At 42.5% G+C, this 20,090-nt stretch carries 19 protein-coding genes and 1 tRNA gene; 5 read left to right on the top strand and 15 right to left on the bottom strand.

Annotated features, from left to right (window positions below):
* The 7 genes from argS to LDK34_RS10120 all read right to left on the bottom strand — a co-directional run bounded on the left by argS (position 1) and on the right by LDK34_RS10120 (position 7,402).
* The gene (gene argS, locus LDK34_RS10150) at positions 1-1,692 is read right to left on the bottom strand and encodes an arginine--tRNA ligase (RefSeq protein ID WP_178942663.1); all 1,692 of its coding nucleotides are present in this window, start codon (positions 1,690-1,692) and stop codon (positions 1-3) included.
* Positions 1,693-2,034: 342 nt separating this feature from the next.
* Entirely contained in the window at positions 2,035-2,481 is a 447-nt protein-coding gene (locus LDK34_RS10145) for a GNAT family N-acetyltransferase (RefSeq protein ID WP_225439096.1), read from the bottom strand.
* Complete coding sequence (locus LDK34_RS10140; protein ID WP_178942665.1) at positions 2,462-3,004, bottom strand: P-loop NTPase family protein; 543 nt, start codon at positions 3,002-3,004, stop codon at positions 2,462-2,464. Before LDK34_RS10140 ends, LDK34_RS10145 begins: the two co-directional genes overlap by 20 nt.
* Positions 3,004-3,534, bottom strand: a complete 531-nt coding sequence (locus LDK34_RS10135; protein WP_178942666.1) for an isochorismatase family protein — start codon at positions 3,532-3,534, stop codon at positions 3,004-3,006. Before LDK34_RS10135 ends, LDK34_RS10140 begins: the two co-directional genes overlap by 1 nt.
* 680 nt (positions 3,535-4,214) lie before the next feature.
* Positions 4,215-4,916 (bottom strand): VIT1/CCC1 transporter family protein, encoded by a 702-nt coding sequence (locus LDK34_RS10130; protein WP_178942667.1) that lies wholly within the window; start codon positions 4,914-4,916, stop codon positions 4,215-4,217.
* 52 nt (positions 4,917-4,968) lie between these two features.
* On the bottom strand, positions 4,969-5,706 hold the full coding sequence (locus LDK34_RS10125; RefSeq protein WP_178942668.1) for a VIT1/CCC1 transporter family protein: 738 nt from the start codon (positions 5,704-5,706) through the stop codon (positions 4,969-4,971).
* Between the two features lie 292 nt (positions 5,707-5,998).
* A complete protein-coding gene (locus LDK34_RS10120; RefSeq protein WP_178942669.1) occupies positions 5,999-7,402 on the bottom strand; it encodes an NAD-dependent succinate-semialdehyde dehydrogenase in 1,404 nt (467 codons plus the stop codon).
* Between the two features lie 314 nt (positions 7,403-7,716).
* Between LDK34_RS10120 and LDK34_RS10115 the strand changes: the two genes are divergently transcribed.
* From LDK34_RS10115 to LDK34_RS10100, 4 genes are all read left to right on the top strand, one after another.
* Positions 7,717-9,030, top strand: coding sequence for a Y-family DNA polymerase (locus LDK34_RS10115; protein ID WP_236941810.1), 1,314 nt, complete (start codon positions 7,717-7,719; stop codon positions 9,028-9,030).
* Positions 9,023-9,343, top strand: a complete 321-nt coding sequence (locus LDK34_RS10110; protein WP_017261656.1) for a hypothetical protein — start codon at positions 9,023-9,025, stop codon at positions 9,341-9,343. The genes LDK34_RS10115 and LDK34_RS10110 overlap by 8 nt, the downstream gene beginning before the upstream one ends.
* Complete coding sequence (locus LDK34_RS10105) at positions 9,336-9,722, top strand: hypothetical protein (RefSeq protein WP_161003332.1); 387 nt, start codon at positions 9,336-9,338, stop codon at positions 9,720-9,722. The genes LDK34_RS10110 and LDK34_RS10105 overlap by 8 nt, the downstream gene beginning before the upstream one ends.
* 456 nt (positions 9,723-10,178) lie before the next feature.
* Positions 10,179-11,558 (top strand): amino acid permease, encoded by a 1,380-nt coding sequence (locus LDK34_RS10100; RefSeq protein WP_178942671.1) that lies wholly within the window; start codon positions 10,179-10,181, stop codon positions 11,556-11,558.
* 297 nt (positions 11,559-11,855) lie between these two features.
* On the opposite strand, the gene LDK34_RS10095 is transcribed toward LDK34_RS10100, so the two are convergent.
* The 8 genes from LDK34_RS10095 to LDK34_RS10060 all read right to left on the bottom strand — a co-directional run bounded on the left by LDK34_RS10095 (position 11,856) and on the right by LDK34_RS10060 (position 19,433).
* Positions 11,856-11,926: transfer RNA gene (locus tag LDK34_RS10095), tRNA-Gly, on the bottom strand.
* A gap of 365 nt (positions 11,927-12,291) precedes the next feature.
* Positions 12,292-12,765 carry an S-ribosylhomocysteine lyase gene (locus LDK34_RS10090; protein WP_017261651.1) on the bottom strand — a complete coding sequence of 158 codons (474 nt, stop codon included), beginning with the start codon at positions 12,763-12,765 and terminating at the stop codon, positions 12,292-12,294.
* 16 nt (positions 12,766-12,781) lie between these two features.
* The gene (locus tag LDK34_RS10085) at positions 12,782-13,639 is read right to left on the bottom strand and encodes a MetQ/NlpA family ABC transporter substrate-binding protein (protein ID WP_225439097.1); all 858 of its coding nucleotides are present in this window, start codon (positions 13,637-13,639) and stop codon (positions 12,782-12,784) included.
* 47 nt (positions 13,640-13,686) lie between these two features.
* On the bottom strand, positions 13,687-14,847 hold the full coding sequence (locus LDK34_RS10080; protein ID WP_178942672.1) for a 5-methyltetrahydropteroyltriglutamate--homocysteine S-methyltransferase: 1,161 nt from the start codon (positions 14,845-14,847) through the stop codon (positions 13,687-13,689).
* 447 nt (positions 14,848-15,294) lie between these two features.
* The gene (locus tag LDK34_RS10075; protein WP_178942673.1) at positions 15,295-16,467 is read right to left on the bottom strand and encodes a MalY/PatB family protein; all 1,173 of its coding nucleotides are present in this window, start codon (positions 16,465-16,467) and stop codon (positions 15,295-15,297) included.
* Positions 16,464-17,315: a DUF3737 family protein gene (locus tag LDK34_RS10070; RefSeq protein ID WP_178942674.1), complete on the bottom strand. Its 852-nt coding sequence runs from the start codon at positions 17,313-17,315 to the stop codon at positions 16,464-16,466. The genes LDK34_RS10075 and LDK34_RS10070 overlap by 4 nt, the downstream gene beginning before the upstream one ends.
* A gap of 244 nt (positions 17,316-17,559) precedes the next feature.
* Positions 17,560-17,829: a hypothetical protein gene (locus tag LDK34_RS10065; protein ID WP_017261645.1), complete on the bottom strand. Its 270-nt coding sequence runs from the start codon at positions 17,827-17,829 to the stop codon at positions 17,560-17,562.
* 128 nt (positions 17,830-17,957) lie between these two features.
* A complete protein-coding gene (locus LDK34_RS10060) occupies positions 17,958-19,433 on the bottom strand; it encodes an MATE family efflux transporter (RefSeq protein WP_178942676.1) in 1,476 nt (491 codons plus the stop codon).
* Between the two features lie 167 nt (positions 19,434-19,600).
* On the opposite strand from LDK34_RS10060, the gene LDK34_RS10055 reads away from it, so the two are divergent.
* Positions 19,601-19,954 carry a DUF1516 family protein gene (locus tag LDK34_RS10055; protein ID WP_178942677.1) on the top strand — a complete coding sequence of 118 codons (354 nt, stop codon included), beginning with the start codon at positions 19,601-19,603 and terminating at the stop codon, positions 19,952-19,954.
* The last annotated feature ends 136 nt before the right edge of the window (positions 19,955-20,090 follow it).

Genomic DNA, 20,090 nt, shown 5'->3' with positions numbered 1-20,090 from the left:
CTACATTTCGTCTGGTGATTCAACGCCAAGCAACCGTAAGCTTTCCTTCAACACGATGCTGACACTCTTAACAAGTGCTAGACGGGCATTTAAGCCATCATCTTCAACCAAGACTTTCGAATTAGCGTAATACTTGTTAAATTCACGCGCCAAATTGATTGCGTATTTTGCCACAACGGATGGTTCGTACTCTGTAGCTGCCCGTTTGATAACATCACCAAACTCACTCAACGCCTTGATCGTGTTCCAAGCCGCTGGATCATCAATGCTAATGTCATCTAAATCAAACGTCGTCTTGTTGGCTTTCCGTAACATACTTTCAGCCCGCGCCCGTGCATATTGAACGTACGGACCAGTATCACCTTCAAAGCGAACCACTTCTTCAAGATTAAAGTCGAAACTGTTCAGCCGTTCGTTCTTCAAGTCGTGGAAAATTACGGCCCCCACACCAACTTCATGAGCGACCTCAGTCTTGTTAGCTAATGATGGGTTCTTTGCTTCGATTTGCTTCATGGCCAAATCAATGGAATCTTTTAATACGTCTTCCAGTAAGACAACCCGCCCAGAACGAGTGGATAATTTTTGACCATTCAAGGTAATGAGACCAAACGGAATGTGGTGAATCTGGTCGGCCCAGTCGAAGCCCATTTCCGTCAACACTGCCTTTAATTGTTTGAAATGGTTAACTTGTTCAGCGCCCACAACGTAAAGAGATTGGACAAACTTGTATTCACGTTTCCGATAAATAGCAGCAGCCAAATCACGTGTGATGTACAGTGTTGCACCATCTGATTTTTTAATTAGCGCTGGGTTTAAGTCGTACTTGTCAAGATCAACAACTTCCGCACCCTTACTTTCATGTAAAAGATGCTTATCTTCAAGAATTTGGACAACTTCGTCCATCTTGTCGTTGTAGAAAGCTTCACCATTGTAAGAATCAAACTTCACGCCTAATTCATCATAAATCCGCATAAAGGATTTAAGTGATTCTGAACGGAACCACTTCCATAGACGAGTTGCTTCTTCATCACCATCTTCAAGCTTTTTAAACCATTCTCGGGCGTCTTCGTCCATTTCCGGATGTTCTTTTGCTTCTTTATGGAAACGAACGTAGTATTCAAGCAACTTATTGATGGGATCTGCCTTCACTTCGGCTTCAGTCCCCCACATTTTATAAGCTTGCATTAACTTACCAAACTGTGTGCCCCAGTCACCTAAATGGTTGATTTTAATTGGATGATACCCAGTTTTAGATAAAATATTGGCAATCGCATTACCAATCACTGTGGACCGCAAGTGGCCCATCGACATTGGTTTAGCAATGTTCGGTGACGACATGTCGATGGGCACATTACCACCATTACCAAGGTTTTGAGCACCGTATTGATCCTTATCAGTTAAGATGGCAGCCAACGTAGTTGCAGCAAAGCTGCCCTTCTTTAGGAAGAAGTTAACATAAGGGCCAACCGCTTGAACCTTTTCAAAGGCCGTTTGGTCAATTTTGTCTGCCAAATCAGCGGCAATTAAATTAGGTGCTTTATGAAGTGTCTTGGCTAATACAAACGTTGGAAATGCTAGGTCACCAAGGTCAGAAGTTTTCGGCTGTTCAATTTTGACAACAATATCCTCAGCTGTTAATTGACCATCTAACGCTTCACTGATGGCTTGCGCAACTTGTTCGCGATTATTCATTAAATCTCCCTTTCATGGTTCAAATTCTAAATGTCGTGTTAAAAAACAAAAAAACGTCCCTTACATGTGTATGTAAGAGGCGATTTTCCGCGGTACCACTCTTTTTGATCAGGTAATTACCCAATCCACTCATTTAATATTTAACTTTAACCGTTTGACACGCTTCGTCTGCTCTCTTGATCGCCTTCCACCAACGCGACTCGCTTAACAATACCAATACAGACTACTTCTTCAAACGTGAACGCAAGCTATTATACCAACTACGGCTGTGAAACACAATATTATTTGCTTGAGCGAAACCGCGTTTTACTGTCCTGCTGGCATAGCCAGTCTATAAGTCAATTAATTTACTAAAGTTTGTGACATTTCCTGATGCGCAATACCAAAATCATCAAACGGTTTACTCATAATTTCAAATCCCATTTGTTGATAAAAGGCAGATAAATAAACTTGTGCCTCAATATCAATAACCTTGGCCTCCGGTTGCTTTTTAATCCAGTCTATCGCTGTTTGCACCAGTTCACGTGCCAATCCGCGACCACGGTCCGGCTTAGCAACCAGAACGCGCCCAATATGCCAATGGTCTGTTTGCGACTCATCACGGTAAATTCGGCAGTACGCTTGCACATGCCCGTCTGCAGTCGTTGAAAATACATGCTGGGCATTTAAGTCGACGGTGTCCACTTCAGGATAGGCACAAGCTTGTTCGACGACAAAGACATCCGTTCGTGCACGATAAATTTCAAATAATTCCCGTGTTGTTAACGCCTTAAATTCTTTTATCATCATGTTCCTGACCACCCTTTTCTGAAAAACGTGAAACTGCCTGTTGCACCTCCGCAAAATCAGCACAAATTGTTGGCGTTTTTGCGGCCTGAGCAATGAGCAAACAAACCTTTTGTCGATCATTTTGGTTATATTGACGCTGCCACCGATGCATATCTTTTAATCCTTGCCAAGTCGGTTGATAGTCTGCGTGTTCTAAATGCAACAACTGCTTTACAAAACGTGAGTCAATCTGCCAACGAACTTTTTTGATACTCGGTTCGAGTAATATACATAAGTCTGCACGCTCGAATATTGTCGTCTTGCCAATCCAACCTAGTTGAGCACCTTCAATGATAAAATTCTGTCGTTGACAGATTTTATTCACCATTGCAATTCGTTCTTCTTCTGGCCGTTTTTGAGCAACCGTTCCACGAACCCAGGTGATATCATCCAGCGACCACGCGGGCCACCCGGTCTGACTAGCCAATTTTCGAGCAATTGTTGACTTACCACTACCAACTGATCCACATAAATAAATTTTCATTAATGCGCCGCGTCGTCAGTCGTTGTTTCAGATTGAACTGTCGGATTTGGCATGACGTGGCCAAATGTCCCTTGCCAAATCTGTTCATGATGATTAATGATTTGAGCAGCCGTCAATCCGTTACTAGCCATCGTCGACGACAATCCTTGCATGATTGACATGTCGAATCCTTGGTCATGACCAACTCGCATAGCGGTATCAACACAATATTCCGTTTGAAAACCGCAGATTTCAACAAATCGAACGGCCCGATGGTGTAACAATGATGCCAACCCCGTTTCATAAAAAGAATCTGAGTGGTACTTCAACATAACTCGATCCGTTTGTTGGCGATGTAGTTGCGGTGCCAACATCCACGGGTCAGAACCATAAACAAATTCATCATCCGTATGTTGAATGAATAATAGTGGTTTATTTTCCGCACGATAGGCATCAATCCGATCATTAATTTGATCAATGACTTGCTCATAATTGGCTGCATTGACCATTCCCTTTTGAGCATCGATCACTAATAACGCATCTTGTAACATGCTGGGCCACTTCCTAACGTTAAATTTGTTAACTATATTACCACTAGTTTTACCGCAAAATAGTGAAAGTTTGAAGCGGCCTAAACAACTCACATACGTGTACCGCTAGTAATTTTTTTTGGAGACAACCTTCATGCCGTTACGCTGACCCGAAACGCCGTTCCATGGGGATCGGTCTCAGCCTCCTGAAGCCCGGAGTCTTCTACCTTGATTATGAGCCGAAGTACACGTCTCATAAGTCATCCCGCACCACTAAGCGGCCAAATTCCTGCCGCAAGTGTTGCCGACACGGAACTCTGTTTCCAGTCAGCTCCACTCCTATAGTAAACGGTTATGGTAAATGACTAAATTTTCTGATAGCTACTGCTAGATGACCATGACAGGCAGCTTGCCACAATTTCAGCTGGAGAGCGGCAACATTGATACCAAACCATGAAGGTAACGTTAATTCGAGTGGTTTGCTCGAACTTAGGTTACGGATGGTCGCAAAGACTCGGCTCCCCACGAAGCTTTGCGGCGAGGTGAAAGACGCTGGTTTCCAGGCGGCTTGAACCGGCCCCACGGTGAGCGTATCAATGTTGCCCAACCGTAGACGCCATTCAAAAATGCGCTACCTTTCAGTTTGCACTCATAAAAAAATCCCGAAAACCATAACAGTTTTCGGGATCTAACTAATTCAATTAGAGCAGTAACCCAACACGGTAGTGAATAAACATCGTAATCAAACCGACAATCACGTTTCTAATAATCGCCGTTTTAGTCAAACCATCCCCTAGTTTGGCACTCAAATAACCAGTCAAAGCAACCGATAGTGTAACGGCCAAGATGGTCATTGGCCACTGGATACTGACCGGTGAGAATGTCATGGCAAATAATGGGAAAATGCCACCTGTCGATGCCGCAATCAGTGAGGAAAAAGCGGCGTTCCATGGATTCATGTAGTGACCTAATTCAAGGTCATACTTAATTCGCGCCAGCGTTCCCAGCGGATTTTTTGTCATCAACTCGTCAGTGATTTCCTGCGCCGTTTGTTGGGTGACACCCCGACTAACGTAATAATCACGGACAATCGCAGCTTCTTGATCAGGTTGCGTCTTTAACAATTCACTTTCCTGTGCAACCGCAGCCCGCTCAGTATCTTTTTGTGAACTAACTGAGGCATATTCGCCAGATGCCATAGAAAAAGCACAAGCTAATAAATCGGACAATCCGGCAATAAAAATTGTAAATTGATTTGTCGTTGCGACGGCGACAGAAAATAACACCCCGACAACGGTTAAAATACCATCGTTAGATCCCAAAACACCGGCACGTAACGTATTTAAACGCTCAGCCATGGTCATTTTAGTTCGTTTCTTTGGTTTAGTTGGACTTGCTTGCATGAAACACTACCCCTTTTCTCTATCTCTTCAAATGTCATTCTTCAACACATGACTAATGGGCAAATAACAACCCGATGGCGTATGTAACCGCCATGGTTAATAAGCCTGAAATGACGTTTCTCATGGTTGCTTTGCCACGGTTGGCGTGTCCCAATGAGGCAGCGATGTAACCCGTTACCGATAATGCAATAATCACGGAAATCACGGTTGCCAGCACCCGAATTCGTGCTGGAAAGAACGTAATGGCGACCAGCGGTAAAATTGATCCTGTCGGAAATGAAATCATAGAAGCAATCGCTGCGCCAATGGCACTAGTTTTAACCTTTGGATCAAACCCATAACGTTCACGTACACCAGTATATAGCGGATCGCCAGACATCATTTCATGAGCAGCGCGATTGGATAACTGTTCCGAAATACCCTGTGCCATATACTTATCTTTAATAAAATCAATTTCTGTATCCACGTGATTGTCAACTGCACTTGTCTCACGTTGAATCGCACGCTTTTCAGAATCACGTTGCGTACTAACGGAGACCCATTCCCCCATTGCCATTGAGATTGTACCAGCCAGCATACCAGCAATCCCTGCTAGGAAAATTGCCCGAGGACTATTGGTTGCACCAGCCACCCCAATAACGATACCGGCAACGGACAAAATACCATCGTTGGCACCCATGACGCTCGCCCGCATGATGTTTATCCGCTGGGCAAGCGATGCACCTTTTTTACTTTTTTGCGGTTGTGTCGTTTCCACGTGATTGCCCCTTTTCAATACCAGAATCACCATTTATAATAAATGACGATTGGTACGTTCTCTCTATTTAGAATCATTCTAACATGCATTTATATATTAGCACACTGATTAGAATCTGCAAGTAATCAGTGTGCCTTTTTTCATCTTTTTTCAATCACCTTTAACAATAGGCTATTTTGATGTTTTTTCAACACTTTTCATATTTTTATATGGGTACCCTAACTTTAAAGATTCATTTTCTTAACCCATGCAACTTAAAACAGGTTCGTTTGATTCAGGCAATCACCTGTCTCAAACGGACCTGTTTCATTAATCAATTCAATTTTTAGAATAAGGCACCGGCTAAATTATCCAGTTCAGGATGATCTTTAGCTACAATCAATTCTTCATTAACAAATGCTTCGAGGCCTAACGTACTCATTTCGCGTCCATAACCGGACTTCTTCACACCACCAAATGGCAATTCAGGCAATGTGTACATGAATGTATTGACAAATTCCATCCCCGTTTCAACTTGACTAGCCACCTTAGCGCCATGCTCTTTGCTGCCAGCAAACACAATACCGCCAAGTCCAAACTGTGAATCGTTAGCCAAATCAATCGCCTCTTGTTCAGTAGCCACTTTGTAAACTTGTGCTACTGGCCCAAACATTTCCGTAGAATAAGCTGGATTGTCTGGTTTAATATCTGTCAAGATCGTCGGTTCAAAGAATTGCCCAGGTAAATCGATTGGTTGATTACCTTGATACAAGTTTGCCCCATTTTCAATTGCTTCATCGACTTGCTGTTGCAATTTGTGTTTAGCTTTAGCAGATGACATTGGTGCCAATGTCGTAGCATCGTCAAGCGGATCACCAGGCTTTACGCTGGCAAACTCCTGCCCCAATCGTTTCAAAAATTCGTCGTACAAATTTTCTGCAACAATGAATCGCTTAGATGAGGTACAAACCTGCCCTGCATTGTACAAACGAACCTGACGGGTAACTTTCATGACCTCGTCCATGTTGGCATCTGGTAATACGATGAATGAATCCATCCCACCAAGTTCCATCGTCGATTTCTTCAAGTTTTCACCGGCCGCGGCTGCAACAGCGCGACCACCGCGCTCAGAACCAGTCAACGCAACACCTTGGACACGAGGATCTGCAATCACAGTGCCAACTTGATCATAATTCAAGAATAGGTTGATCAAACTACCCTCAGGTGCTCCCGCTTCTTTAACAAGCTGTTCAAATGCCACTGCTGACCCGGGTGTGTTAGCGGCATGCTTTAAAATCATCGGGTTACCCACGATAAAGTTTGGCGCAAAGACACGCATAATTTGATAGTAAGGAAAGTTCCATGGTTCAACCATCAAGACAACCCCAGTCGCGTGTTTTTCTACCCACGCATCACCAGCGCCAGATTTAATTGGGGTTGGCTTGAGCATGTCAGCACCATGATCAGCAAAGTAATCCGCGATAATCGCACATAACTCAACTTCACCCTTAGCTTCCCTTAAGAGCTTTCCCATATCAATAACCATTGTTTTAGCTAAGCTGTCTTCGTGCTTACGCATTAAAGCTGCAATCCGATGTAAGGTCTCTGCACGGGACTGAATATCGGTGTGTCGCCATTCATGATAAAGTTTATCGCCACTTGCCAACGCAGATTCAATTTGATCACTGGTGGCATCAGGATATGTTTTAACAACTTCGTTTGTATACGGATTAACTGTTTGATATGCCATACTATTTACCTCCAAGCGGATTAATGATTATTCACCATCTTTGAATTCGCTTTCATTATAGTTTTTAAAAGGCTTTCTTAGCAATTAATGGCGACGGATTTTCACAAACATTTATTTTCACATTCCTCTTTATAAGCTTAATCTCCCTTAAAAATGGGATTGTCAGAGTCTAAACTGTAATGGGTTTAATTACAATTTAATAAGAGTGTGCCTTAGTACACAATCACGCTAAAAAAGCATAAAGTTTCGCTTGACGTTACGAACGTTTGTTTGTATCATTTATTCATAGCAAACGGATGTTCGAGGTGATCTTAATGCCCTATGATTACGATGCTTCAAAGGAACCACACGGCGTTTACTTTCTTATTGATAACAAGTCCTTCTATGCCAGTGTCGAGGCAGTCCAACGCGGTCTCAATCCCCTAAAAGAATTACTGGTTGTTATGAGTGAACAAAAAAACACCAATGGTGGTCTCATTCTGGCGACTTCACCTGATGCTAAGAAGAAGTACCATCTCACAGCTAATGTGTCTCGCCAGCGTGACTTGCCCCAAGACGAAAAACTCATTGTTGTGCCGCCACGAATGAATTTATACATTAAGAAAAACTTGCAAATTAACGATATTTTTCGCCGTTTTGTTGCAGATGAAGATTTATGGCCCTATTCAATTGATGAATCCATCTTAGACATGACTCATTCTTATAAATTATTTGGACAACAACCACAAGAAGTTGCCAAGCTCATTCAACACACAATTCGTAGAGAGTTAGGCCTGTACGTCACAATTGGTATCGGTGAAAATCCTGTGCAAGCTAAAATCGCTTTGGACGTATACGCTAAACACGCCCCAGATTTAATCGGTGAAATCCGCTACGATACTGTTCCAAGTCAAATCTGGACGATTTCTCAGCTGGACTCTGTTTGGAGCATCGGTCATCGAACAGCTGCTCATTTAGAACGAATGGGAATTCACACGATGAACGATTTGGCCCACCATAATCCCTACGATTTGACCGCTGAAATGGGGATTATTGGTGCCCAATTATTTGCTTTAGCATGGGGTATTGATCGTAGTCAAATACGTAAACGTGTCAAAGTTCGTGAAGCTAGTCTAGGAAATTCACAAGTATTACCACGTGATTATAATGATCAATTTGAAATTGAAACAGTTATTAAAGAGATTGGCGAACAGGTTACAGCTCGTTTGCGTCACCATCACAAACTAGCTGGCTGTCTTTCTCTCTCCATTGGTTTTTCCTATGCTGCTGGCGAACAAGATGGCCGCGGCGGTTTTCATCAATCGATCCGCATTGATCCAACTGACAGCAACAAAATCATTGTGAGCCACCTAACCAATATGTTTCGCAACCAGTGGCAGGGTCAAACCATTCGTAACATTGCTGTTTATACATCACGGTTATCCCCTAATACTGGTCAGCAACTTGATTTATTTTCAGACCTTCAACGACAAATTAAGAACGCCCGCTTTGAGGCCATTGTTGACGCTATTCGTGACCGTTACGGTTTTCGTGCCATCGTCTTTGCTCGAAGTATTATTCACGGCGGCACAGCTATTAACCGTGCCTCACTGGTGGGAGGACATAACGGAGGAAATGCCTATGAATAAAGATTTAGATTTAATTTGCCAACGCATCGATGAGCTATTTCTACGGCAGTATAATACCCGCTATTGGCTGCAGATCGTCGATGATCCCTATGACAAAACGTATAATTTTTTCTTTGACAGTCTAAAAAAGGCTCATCGAGAGAAATCTGTCCCCTTACATACTGTCACCATTTATGATCTAACGTATCTTGAGGAGCTTGTTGACGATATTCAAAAGCACACCCAATTGAGCATTCAGTTTGAAGGTTTTACTGGTCAGCATTGGCCAAAATCACAACGGATCATCCAAAGAAAGAAGCATTGGGATGAGTGATGAAAAGTATCCTGATTACGATCCTAAAATTGTGCAAGACTTTTTCGACAACCATTATGTCGATCGTGGCATGCTCAAGTGGCAAGGTTATTATTTATCGGATCATACTAGCGCTTTAAACAAAGAAGCAGAAGAAAAGCAGCGTCACTTTGAACCCAAGCCACTGCAATCTATGACCGAAATAAGCCAGCGGTTGGCCACAGCATATGCCAATATTTATCGTGTCAGCATCCAATGTTACGCCCATAATAGTGAGGGTAAACTCTCTGCTGACATCATCGGTCATGTGAAGGGCTACGATGATGTCAGTGTTTATATTGAAGAGAATGGATTTCTACGCCTTGACGATATTCGCCATGTCACAGTGTTAAAACCATAATTATCATTTTTATTCGCTGGCATCATTAAAACATTGTCTTACTAAAGAAAACCCTGTTGGCACATTAGGTAACAAGTTTTGGAGTAGTCATCTTATAAATTTCGTTTGACATGTTTCTCATTGTCGTTTAATATGTTTTTAACTTAATTTTTCTGCTGAACTGATGAGGTGGATGCGTTAATTAGTGATCTAAAGAGAGCACCAACGGCTGGAACGGTGCGTTGACTGATTAACTAAAGACCCATTAGAGCGTATTTTTTATGAGAAATACCGGTGTTACCCGTTATCGTAAACTGCATATTCGTGTGCAGTAAGGAACAACAGCCAAATTGCCTGTTGTTCGAACAAAGGTGGTACCACGTGTAAACGTCCTTTGAATCCATGTTGATTCAAAGGACGTTTTTATTTTTCATTTTAAAAATCAAAACAGTCAGATATAGAGAAAAGGAGTTTGCAATGACAAACGAAAACAAAAACAACGACAACGCTCATCTGCAACGATCATTAACAAGCCGCCATATTACAATGCTGGCATTAGGAGGTGCTATCGGCGCTGGTCTGTTTAAAGGCAGTGCCAACGCCGTCCATACTGCCGGCCCTTCGGTTATTTTATGTTACCTGCTTGGTGGTTTAATTCTGCTATTTATCATGCAAGGTATGGCCGAAATGGCCGCAAATAATCCATCCGCCACCGGCTTTTCAGGTTTGCTACAACCAATTCTTGGTCCCTTTGCGGCTTATTTAGTAGACTGGGCCTACTTTACGATGTGGTTTGTGGATTTAACAGCTGAAGCCGTGGCAGCGGCCAGTTTTATTCAAATCTGGTTTCCAACCGTTCCTACCTGGCTAATTGTTTTAGTCATTGCGGTCGTCATTTCTGGCATTAATCTACTTTCAGTCCGCTGGTTTGCCGAAACGGAATACTGGCTAGCTATTATGAAAATTACGGTTATTATTTTCTTCATCTTCGCTGGTATCTTCCTAATTGCTCGAAACATGATGACCACTAACCATGCATTTGTTAATTTAACCGTTCACGGTGGCTTCTTCCCTCATGGTGCTTTTGGCTTCCTAAGCGCTATGTTGATCGTAATTTATTCATTTGCCGGCTCAGAATTAATCGGGATTACACTAGGCGAAGTGAAGGATCCACAAAAAGTCATCCCGCACGCAGTTCACGGCATCATGTTCCGGATCATTTCATTCTATCTAATTCCTTTTTTCATCATCGTCACCCTATTTCCATGGGACCAATTAACGGATAAAGTCAGTCCATTTGTCTCAGTGTTTCGGTTATTAAACATTCCGTTTGCCTCCGACATCGTTAACTTCGTGATTATTCTAGCGTTGATTTCCTCCATCAATTCTGGTATTTACTCAGCATCACGGCTCTTATTCGTTCAAAACCAACGCAACAAACGTCAAACGAAGGTTACAACTGCCTTAACCCGGTTGAATAAACATTTTGTTCCTTACATGGCCGTCCTTATGTGTTCACTATCTTTATTTGCCGGTGTACTACTTACCTACTTTATTGGTAATACATTATTTGATTATTTAGTCGGCTCAATTAGTTATACAATTTTAGTGATATGGATTCTGCTTTGTCTGGGCCATATCCGCAGTCGTCGCTATAAGTTTGATGACACTACCTACCACGTCAGCTTGTACCCATGGACATCGTACTTTTCTTTAATTGCATTAGTGCTTGTCTTCTTTGGTATTCTTTTCTCCACTAATATCATTGTCACAGTTCTGACCATAGCGATATACGTTGGTATCTGTGCTTACTATTATTTTACGCAGCGTAAATCGTTGTACCGGAACACTAAATAAATAGCTCCAAATCAGGACTTGCAAAGTGAATATGCAAGTCCTTTTTCGTCAAAAAGAGTTAAAAGCGGTAAATTATCTAGCAAGCTTATTAGCAATAATATGAAAACATTATCAATATGCTGTTAACTGATCACTATGCTAAGTTTGTCACTATCAGCACCTCATAATTCAATGCTAGTTTAAGTTCTAACCAAAAGATTAAATTGATAATACACATTAATGACAAGGTGCAAAACAAAAAAAGACACTTGGCATCGTAAAAGATGCCAAGCGTTAATCAAATATATTACATTTTTAAGCGGGTGACGAGAATCGAACTCGCGACACAAGCTTGGGAAGCTTGAATTTTACCACTAAACTACACCCGCATTGAACCAACTTTTATAGTGTAGCATAGCGCCCTCAATCTGTCATTATCGATTTATGCGTTTCGACTAAAAATCAAAGAATCAAAACCAAGAAAAAATCGTCGAGACTTTTAAAAGTTTCGACGATTTTTCAAATGTTTCCACACACCCTGAGCTGGAGGGCCGTCAAAGATGAATGTAAGCCGTGAACGTGTTGTTAATCAGGCGTTTTTTGCCGGATTTACAACACAGGACGGTTGAAAAGACTCGGCACTCCACGAGGCTTGTCAACGAGGTGAAAGACTTCGAACTTCAGCAGGCTTGAACCGGTCCCACAGCAACATTCATCTTTGACAACCGCAAGCGTCAGTCAGAACAGACAACATTTAGATCACGTGACGTTCAAATGGTTCGTCACTGATACCTTGATCCAAAATAGTTTTGCACCATTCCTTGGCTGAGAACAAAGAGTGGTCACGGTAGTTCCCACAACTGTACTTGTCAGTGCCTTGAACGTCCTTCCATTCAATCGTGTCGCGAATTTCTTCCAATGAGCTCTTCAATGCCTTGGCAACTTCTGTTGTAGAGTGTTCACCCCACATAATTAAATGGAAACCAGTCCGGCAACCGAATGGTGAACAGTCGATAACACCGTCCATGCGGTCACGTAACAAACCAGCTAATAAATGTTCAATGGTATGTAAGCCGGCAGTTGGAATCGCATTAGTGTTAGGTTGTACCAAACGTAAGTCATAGTTGGAAATGGCATCCCCTTTAGGTCCATTTTCAACTGTAATCAAACGAACATATGGCGCCTTAACCTTCGTGTGATCCAATGTAAAACTTTCTACTTTTGCCATAATCTACTCGACTCCCTTATTTTTTTAGTGCACTAATCGGTTTAATAACTTCAACCTTCGTGCCATGGAATTCATTCTTAATATAACGCTGAATGCCCTTATTACGATAGAGCTTAATCAACTTTTTAACGGATTTATTATTCCGGTACTTATCACCTGCTGCCAAAATGTTAACATCTTGGTTCGTTTCACGGTTGACCTTTTCATGGACCAATGAGTCCTTAAGAACGTTCAAACCGCCATCTTGTGCGACTGTATTAGATATTAAGACAGCATCAACATCTGATAAAACCCGTGGTCCAGTCGAACCATCAATTTGTCGAAACTTTAATTGACGTGGATTACTCTTAATGCCGCTCACATTACCAAGTGCATTGAAATTAGGCTTCAACGTAATTAATCCAGCCATTTTTAACAGCTTCAGGCCACGAGTTAAATTAGCTGGATCTTCCGGAATGCCAATGGTTGCCCCTTTTGGTAACTGTTTTAAATGCTTAATCTTCTTCGAATACAATCCCATTGGTTCTAGATAGGTCGTACCAACTGCCGTTAACTTCTTCGTCGGATTTTCCTTGTTATAAGCCTGCATATAGCTAAATGACTGAAATGCATTGACCGGAATCGTCCCATCGCCAGTAGCCTGATTTAACTGAACACTATCCGTTACTTCTTTAACGTGAATTGTGAGGTGCGCTTGTTTAGCCGCTGATGATTTAGCAATGTGCCGCCAAATTTGAGCATCTGTTCCCTGTGTCCCAACGGTCACACTGCTTGCACTAGCACCGGTCGATGTTCCTAATCCTAATACCAGCCCCGCCGCAATGGCGACAGCCACTAGAATTTTTTTAGAATGTTTGATATAGATTACCCTCATTCATAACTATTTTGATAAATCCGTTTAAAACTCACCGGTTGCCTGGCCTACTTTTCATCGACGCCCCAAACTTCTTCGGCAATCGATTTAGCTAACGCAATCTTAGCCCACTGATCATCTGACGTTAAAATGTTGCCCTCTTCTGTTGAAGCAAAACCACATTGTGTACTCAAACATAAACGGTCCAACGGGACAAACTTTGCGGCTTCATGAATACGATCAATAACCGTTTGCCGATCTTCGAGCTTGCCATCTTTCGATGTTAATAATCCCAGCACAACCAATTTGTTATCGCTAACCTTTGCCAATGGATCAAAACTACCTGAGCGGTCTGAATCATATTCCAAATAATAGGCGTTAACATGTTCCTGATTAAACAATGGATCTGCAACTTTGTCGTAACCACCAGCGGCAGCCCAGGTTGAGTGATAGTTACCACGGCAAATGTGAGTATTGACAGTTAAGTCTGCCGGTAATCCGTCAATCACAGAATTGTTAATGCTTAAATATAATTGTTTTAGTTCGTCGTCAGTGGTTGGTTCACCACCCGCAAGGCCATTAATAAAGTCCTTTGGCAGTGTTGCCACCAACATTCCCCAAGTACAGTCATCCAATTGAATGGTGCGTGCACCAGCGTCATACAAATCAGTAATAACTTGTTTATAAGCCTTAGTAATATCAGCGAATAGTGCCTCATCAGTCGGATATATCTTCCGAACCTCGGGCAAATTAGTTGGGCTCAATAATTCAACCAACAATTGCGCTGGTGCCGGCAAAGTTTGTTTGACCTGAACACCCTTGCTGACATGAGCCTGAGTAAATTTAAAGTGATCCACAAACGGATGGTTGTGACCATCAATTTTATCGGTTACCGTAACGGTCGCTTTACGCGTTTCTTCACCATGGAAGAAATAACCATGTTCAGGGACTTTATACGAGATGCCTTGAAAGCCCCAGAAAAAGTCGAGGTGCCACCAACTTCGACGAAATTCACCATCTGTGGCCGCCTTGAGGCCAGCAGCTTCCTCCTGCTTGATTAATTTAATGATTTCGGTGTCTTCAACTGCCGTCAATGCAGCACGATCAATTTTTCCTGCAGCAAATTGTGCCCGCGCTTGCTTCAAGGTTTCTGGTCGTAAGAAACTGCCGACAATATCATACCGAAATGGTGACTTGGTCCGTTTAGAAAAAGAAATTGCTTCACTCATATTCAAAAGCCTCCTGAAAGACGTTGTCGCTGTATGCGGCATTTTTAATTAAAAAACATTGATAAACAAAAAAATCCGTCCCTAACTGTCACTTCTGACAATCAGGGACGGATTTAACCGTGTTACCACCCTTATTTACATCATTTTCACAAATGATGCCTCGACGGTACCTGTTGATACCCGGCAAGTTAACGGTTGCAACCGTTCGGTCGGCGTGAACCAACTGAATCGCTCAGAGCTCATCTTCATCACTGTGTCGTTGTCCCTTTCTCACCAACCGGGTTCTCTTTATCAACTGTCGAGCGATTACTCTTCTCCTCAACGCTTAATGTTTATCTAATGTTTTCTTAACGTTGAATTCAAGATACAGCGAAATAAATTTAGTGTCAACCACTTTTTTCAAGAAACACTCAGATAATCGCCACTATCTAATGGTAGCATGTTTATTTATTTTTGAGCTAAAAAAGCTTTAATACCGCGTTTCAGACGTTCTAAACCATCTTGAAGTTCAGCGTCAGGACAAGCCACATTCATCCGGACAAATAAATTGCCATTGCCACCGTATTCCACACCATCAGACAAGAATAATCCCGTTTTTTGGCGAATAAAGTTACAAAGTGCCACCGAATCATTGGCAACGGCGGACACGTCTAACCACATGAGGTAAGTCGCTGCACCACTGGCAACTGTTACCTCTGGCAGTTCATTACTCAAAAAGGTTGTCACCGACCGTTTGTTTGCGGCTAATTGTTTTAATAGTTCGTTTAACCACGGTTCCCCCTTAGTAAATGCCGTTACTGCAGCATCGATTGCAAAAATATTTGGTTCAGCAATCTCATCGTTATTAATGCCTCGATCAATCCGTTCGCGAATGGCCGGATTAGGAATAATCATGCTCGACGTTTGAACACCCGCCAAATTAAACGTCTTTGTCGGTGATACACAAGTAATACTATTGTTGGCCAAATCACTACTGATCGATGCAAACGGTGTGTACTGAACCGTTGGATCCGTGACAATATCACAATGAATTTCATCCGACAATACTAGCACATGGTGTTTCAAGCACAATTCACCAATCTGCTGCAAAGTTTCCCGCGACCACACTTTGCCAACAGGGTTAGCTGGATTACAGAGAATCATCATCGTCGTTAATGGATCTGCCAACTTGGCTTCCAAATCATCGAAATCAATATGGTACTGACCGTTTTCATAGACCAAATCACTGGAAATCTGACGCCGACCATTATTAATAATCGAATTATAGAAAATGTTGTAAACAGGTGCTTGGACTAAAACCTGTTCACCTGGATTCGTCATCCGCCGAACAGTTGACGAAATGGCTGGCACAACCCCGCTACAGAATAAAATCCAGTCCGTTTGCACAGCAAAGCCATGACGCTTACGCCACCAGTCTGCCACTACCTGATAGTAGTTGTCTGGAATGATGGAATAGCCAAAAATCCCCTTAGCAACCTTATCGGCTAACGTTGCCTTGATTTCTGGTGCCGTTTGAAAATCCATGTCAGCTACCCACATCGGTAACTCATTGTCGGCCACATCCCATTTTACTGAATTCGTGTGGCGTCGATTAGGAACCGTTGTAAAGTCGTATGTCATTTCACTGTCACCCCAGTTTCCGTAATTGTTGTCTTACTAGGATCAATTTGGTCCTCTTGCAAGATAATCTCACCAATAGCTGGTGCTGTAATTTCACCGCTAACAGGATTTTTGACACTGTCAATTTTAGTCGTGATATCAGCGTGAATGGATGAATATTCGAACGCCAAGTTGGTTTTGATCAGTGAACAGTTCTTCATGACCAAGTTATCCATGTAACAAAGCCCTTGTTCACTTTCGATCCGACAATTAACAAACGTAATGTTCTTTGAATTCCAACCTAGATATTCACCAATGATGGTGGAATCATAAACGGTCACATTTTCACAGTTCCAAAAGGCGTCTTTTGATAGCATCGTGGCGTTGTGAATTTCAATATTCCGTCCACCGTCAAACGAATAGTTACCAGACAATTGAAAATCATGAGCAACGATGTTTTGACTGTTCATGCCAAAATAATCGCCCTTAGCGGATACATGGTCCAAGGTGATGTCGTCACAGCTCCACAATGTTTCCTGAGCAATTGGCATCTGCACATTGGTCAAGTGAATGCCACTGGCACGACGAAATGTTTTCGGTGCCTCAATTAAACACTGTTTCATATCAATGTTGTGCGTATACCAAATGCCTGAACGTGCCGTTTCAAGTAGTGTCGTGTTAACTGCGCTGACATCCGTACAGTACCAAAGTGGATATTTCCATTCAAACGTATCGTGTTCTAGTGTCAGGTGATGGCCCTCTTTAAGTGGTGATTCCCCATCTGCAAAAGTTGTGTTGGTAATATTTAAATTAGCGGCATTGAATAATGGCCGTTCACCAACGTATTGCTGTTGATCAATATTTTTCAAAAAAGATTCGCTTCTTTCATGTTCAAGTTCTTAAAACTTCGGTTAGCCGATTGAAGGTAGCTAACTAACTGTTACTACTTTACCCCCTTCGAGCAACTATAAGGCAAACTTTTTCAAAAAGAATTTTCTACTTCAAAATAAACTTTCATATTTGATCCCGGTCATAAAAAAAGATTCCTGCGGGTTATACACCACAGGAATCACTTTAAATTATCTGCTAACAGAACTCACGAACTAGCAGTTATTATTTTTTCTCATCTTCCGCATCATCGGCATTTTCTTCATCCGGATCCGGTTCTGGCACTGGTGCAGCTTTAATGACCTTAATATCACCGTTCTTAACGACGGCACGACGATTCATTTCACTGACAGTCATGCTGTCAGCGTCATTGTAATCATCAATCAATACAAGTGCCGAATTTTCATAAACTTTTTCTAATTCGCCACCGAAATTGTGTTCAAACGGTCCAAACTTTTTCGCAGTGACAACATCACCAACATGTAATTCAGCCATTAATTTCACCTCAATTCCCGTTCTCTTCGGCAAGAAGATAAACGGGTTATTCTGGTCTTATGCCCAACGCATACGAGTTTGTATATTATCAAAAAAACAACTGGATTTCAAGTCTTATGTTTCGAACTTTAACTATCCTGTTTCGTACTGTGTTGTCCAGCTCGACTTAACCCGTGCGGGGCTTGTGTCGAATTTGGGACACCGATTTCTGTGTGATCACCCGTCCCGGATTCCGCCGTCACTTGTTTAGCCTGCTCATTTTGATCATGCATGTATTGTAAATTATGCAACTGTCGAATAGCGCGCAGGTAGGACGGAATCAAAACGATACAGGATCCTAGCCAAGCCAATGGCTCCGCTGACACGGCTCCGGCATAGCCTAATGGTCCAACTAGGAAAAAGGCTGTGAAAGAACGCATCACGAGTTCCGCAATGCCGGCAAAGGTCGGCATTGCTTGCTGACCAACACCCTGTAACGTGTTACGAATAATGAACAGCACGGCCAGTAACACGTATGAACTAGCAATCACGTTGAAGTAGGTTTGCGACAACCTCATGACGGCTGGATCATGCCCACTAATAAAGAGACTCACTAACGCCTTACCGAAGATAATTTCCAACGCGCCAATCACAATCGCGAATGAGCTGGATAAAATCAGCGTCTGACGAACTCCCTTAATAATGCGGTTATACTTACCAGCCCCAATGTTTTGGGCCGCAAACGTCGCCATGGTTACCCCAAACGAGGACATCGGCATTGTGGCAATTTGGTCAATCTTGCTAGCAGCTGTTGAAGAAGCAACCGAAGCGGTTCCTAAACTGTTTAAAGCCGCCTGCATAACAATGGCGCCAATCGCGATTATTGACATCTGAAAGCCCATCGGTAACCCCGTTGCGAAATGTTCCCACAACTGACCAGCCCCTGCACGCATGTCCTGACGGTTGATCCGCAACAATGGTACGTGGCGCCAGATGTAAATCAAACATAAACCGGCCGAAATAACCTGAGAAATAACGGTAGCCAACCCTGCACCGGCAACGCCCATATGAAAAATTAGAATAAACGCTAATTCCAACACAACGTTGACGACCGTCCCAACGATCAAAAAGTATAGTGGAGTCCGTGAATCACCCAGCCCACGGATCATGTTTGATAACAGGTTGAAGGCAACGGAGGCAAAGATACCAGCAAAAATAATGGAGATAAAAATTAGGGCATCGTGATAAATTGCTACTGGTGTCTGCATCAAATGTAAAATGGGATGAACAAACGCCAGCGAGAGTACTGTCAGAACAACGGTTACAAACAAACTAATCCAGATGCTCGCTGCAAAACTTTCACGAACACCCTTCAAGTCCCGTGCGCCAAACCGTTGCGCTGTCACAATCGAGAGACCGGCCGTCAGTCCTTGGGCAAACCCGATAATTAGAAAACTAATGGACCCGGTTGAACCGACTGCGGCCAATGCGTTGACGCCCAATGTTTGACCAACGACCAACGTATCTGAAATGTTGTATAATTGCTGAAATAAATTCCCAATAAGTAGGGGCATCGTGAACAAAAATATTAATTTGATTGGATTCCCCTCAGTTAAATCGTGCACGTGACCCCTCCTTAAAATTGTCAGGCCTGCTCATTTTAGTGACGCATGTTAAGGCCTGTATAAACATTGATTGTACCGCTTAACGACACGGTTTAACAATGCTAAGATAGCTTCAGTTTCATGTCAAGTTGATTCACTCAAAAAACTTGATTCAGAAAGGAAAAAATATGAATTTTTTAATTGCCAGTCATTTTTGGATTGCCATTTTACTAGTTCTGACAGTTCTCGCTGGCGTGTTCAGTAAAACAGAAAAACGCGTCAAATGGTGGCTAATGTGGAGCAGACTACTCTACATGGTGATGATTATCACTGGTTTCATTGCCGCAACCAAGACCTGGTCAACGGTTCCCATCCTCACGATTTTAAAAGGTGCATTGGCAATTCTGCTTATCGGCGTCGTTGAAATCGTCTTCGCTAGAAAGCAAGAAACCCACGTCACTCCCTGGCTGTATGTCGTCCTCGGCTTGCTGTTTGCCGACACCATTATCCTCGGCTACACCATTTACAGTTTGACTGCCTAATCATCAGAACACAAACAATCCTTACCGTGACAAATGGAAAGCTCGTTTTCATTTGTCATGGCATATAAAGACAGCTCACATTTTTGAAGTGAGCTGTCTTTTTTGTCGCTATCTTTTCTTCCATGGGCAACAATGG

The sequence above is a fragment of the Furfurilactobacillus milii genome (genome assembly GCF_021654115.1).
GTDB lineage: Bacteria > Bacillota > Bacilli > Lactobacillales > Lactobacillaceae > Furfurilactobacillus > Furfurilactobacillus milii.
The sequence above is the reverse complement of the archived record's forward strand: the minus strand, read 5'-3'. Positions and strand labels throughout refer to the sequence as shown.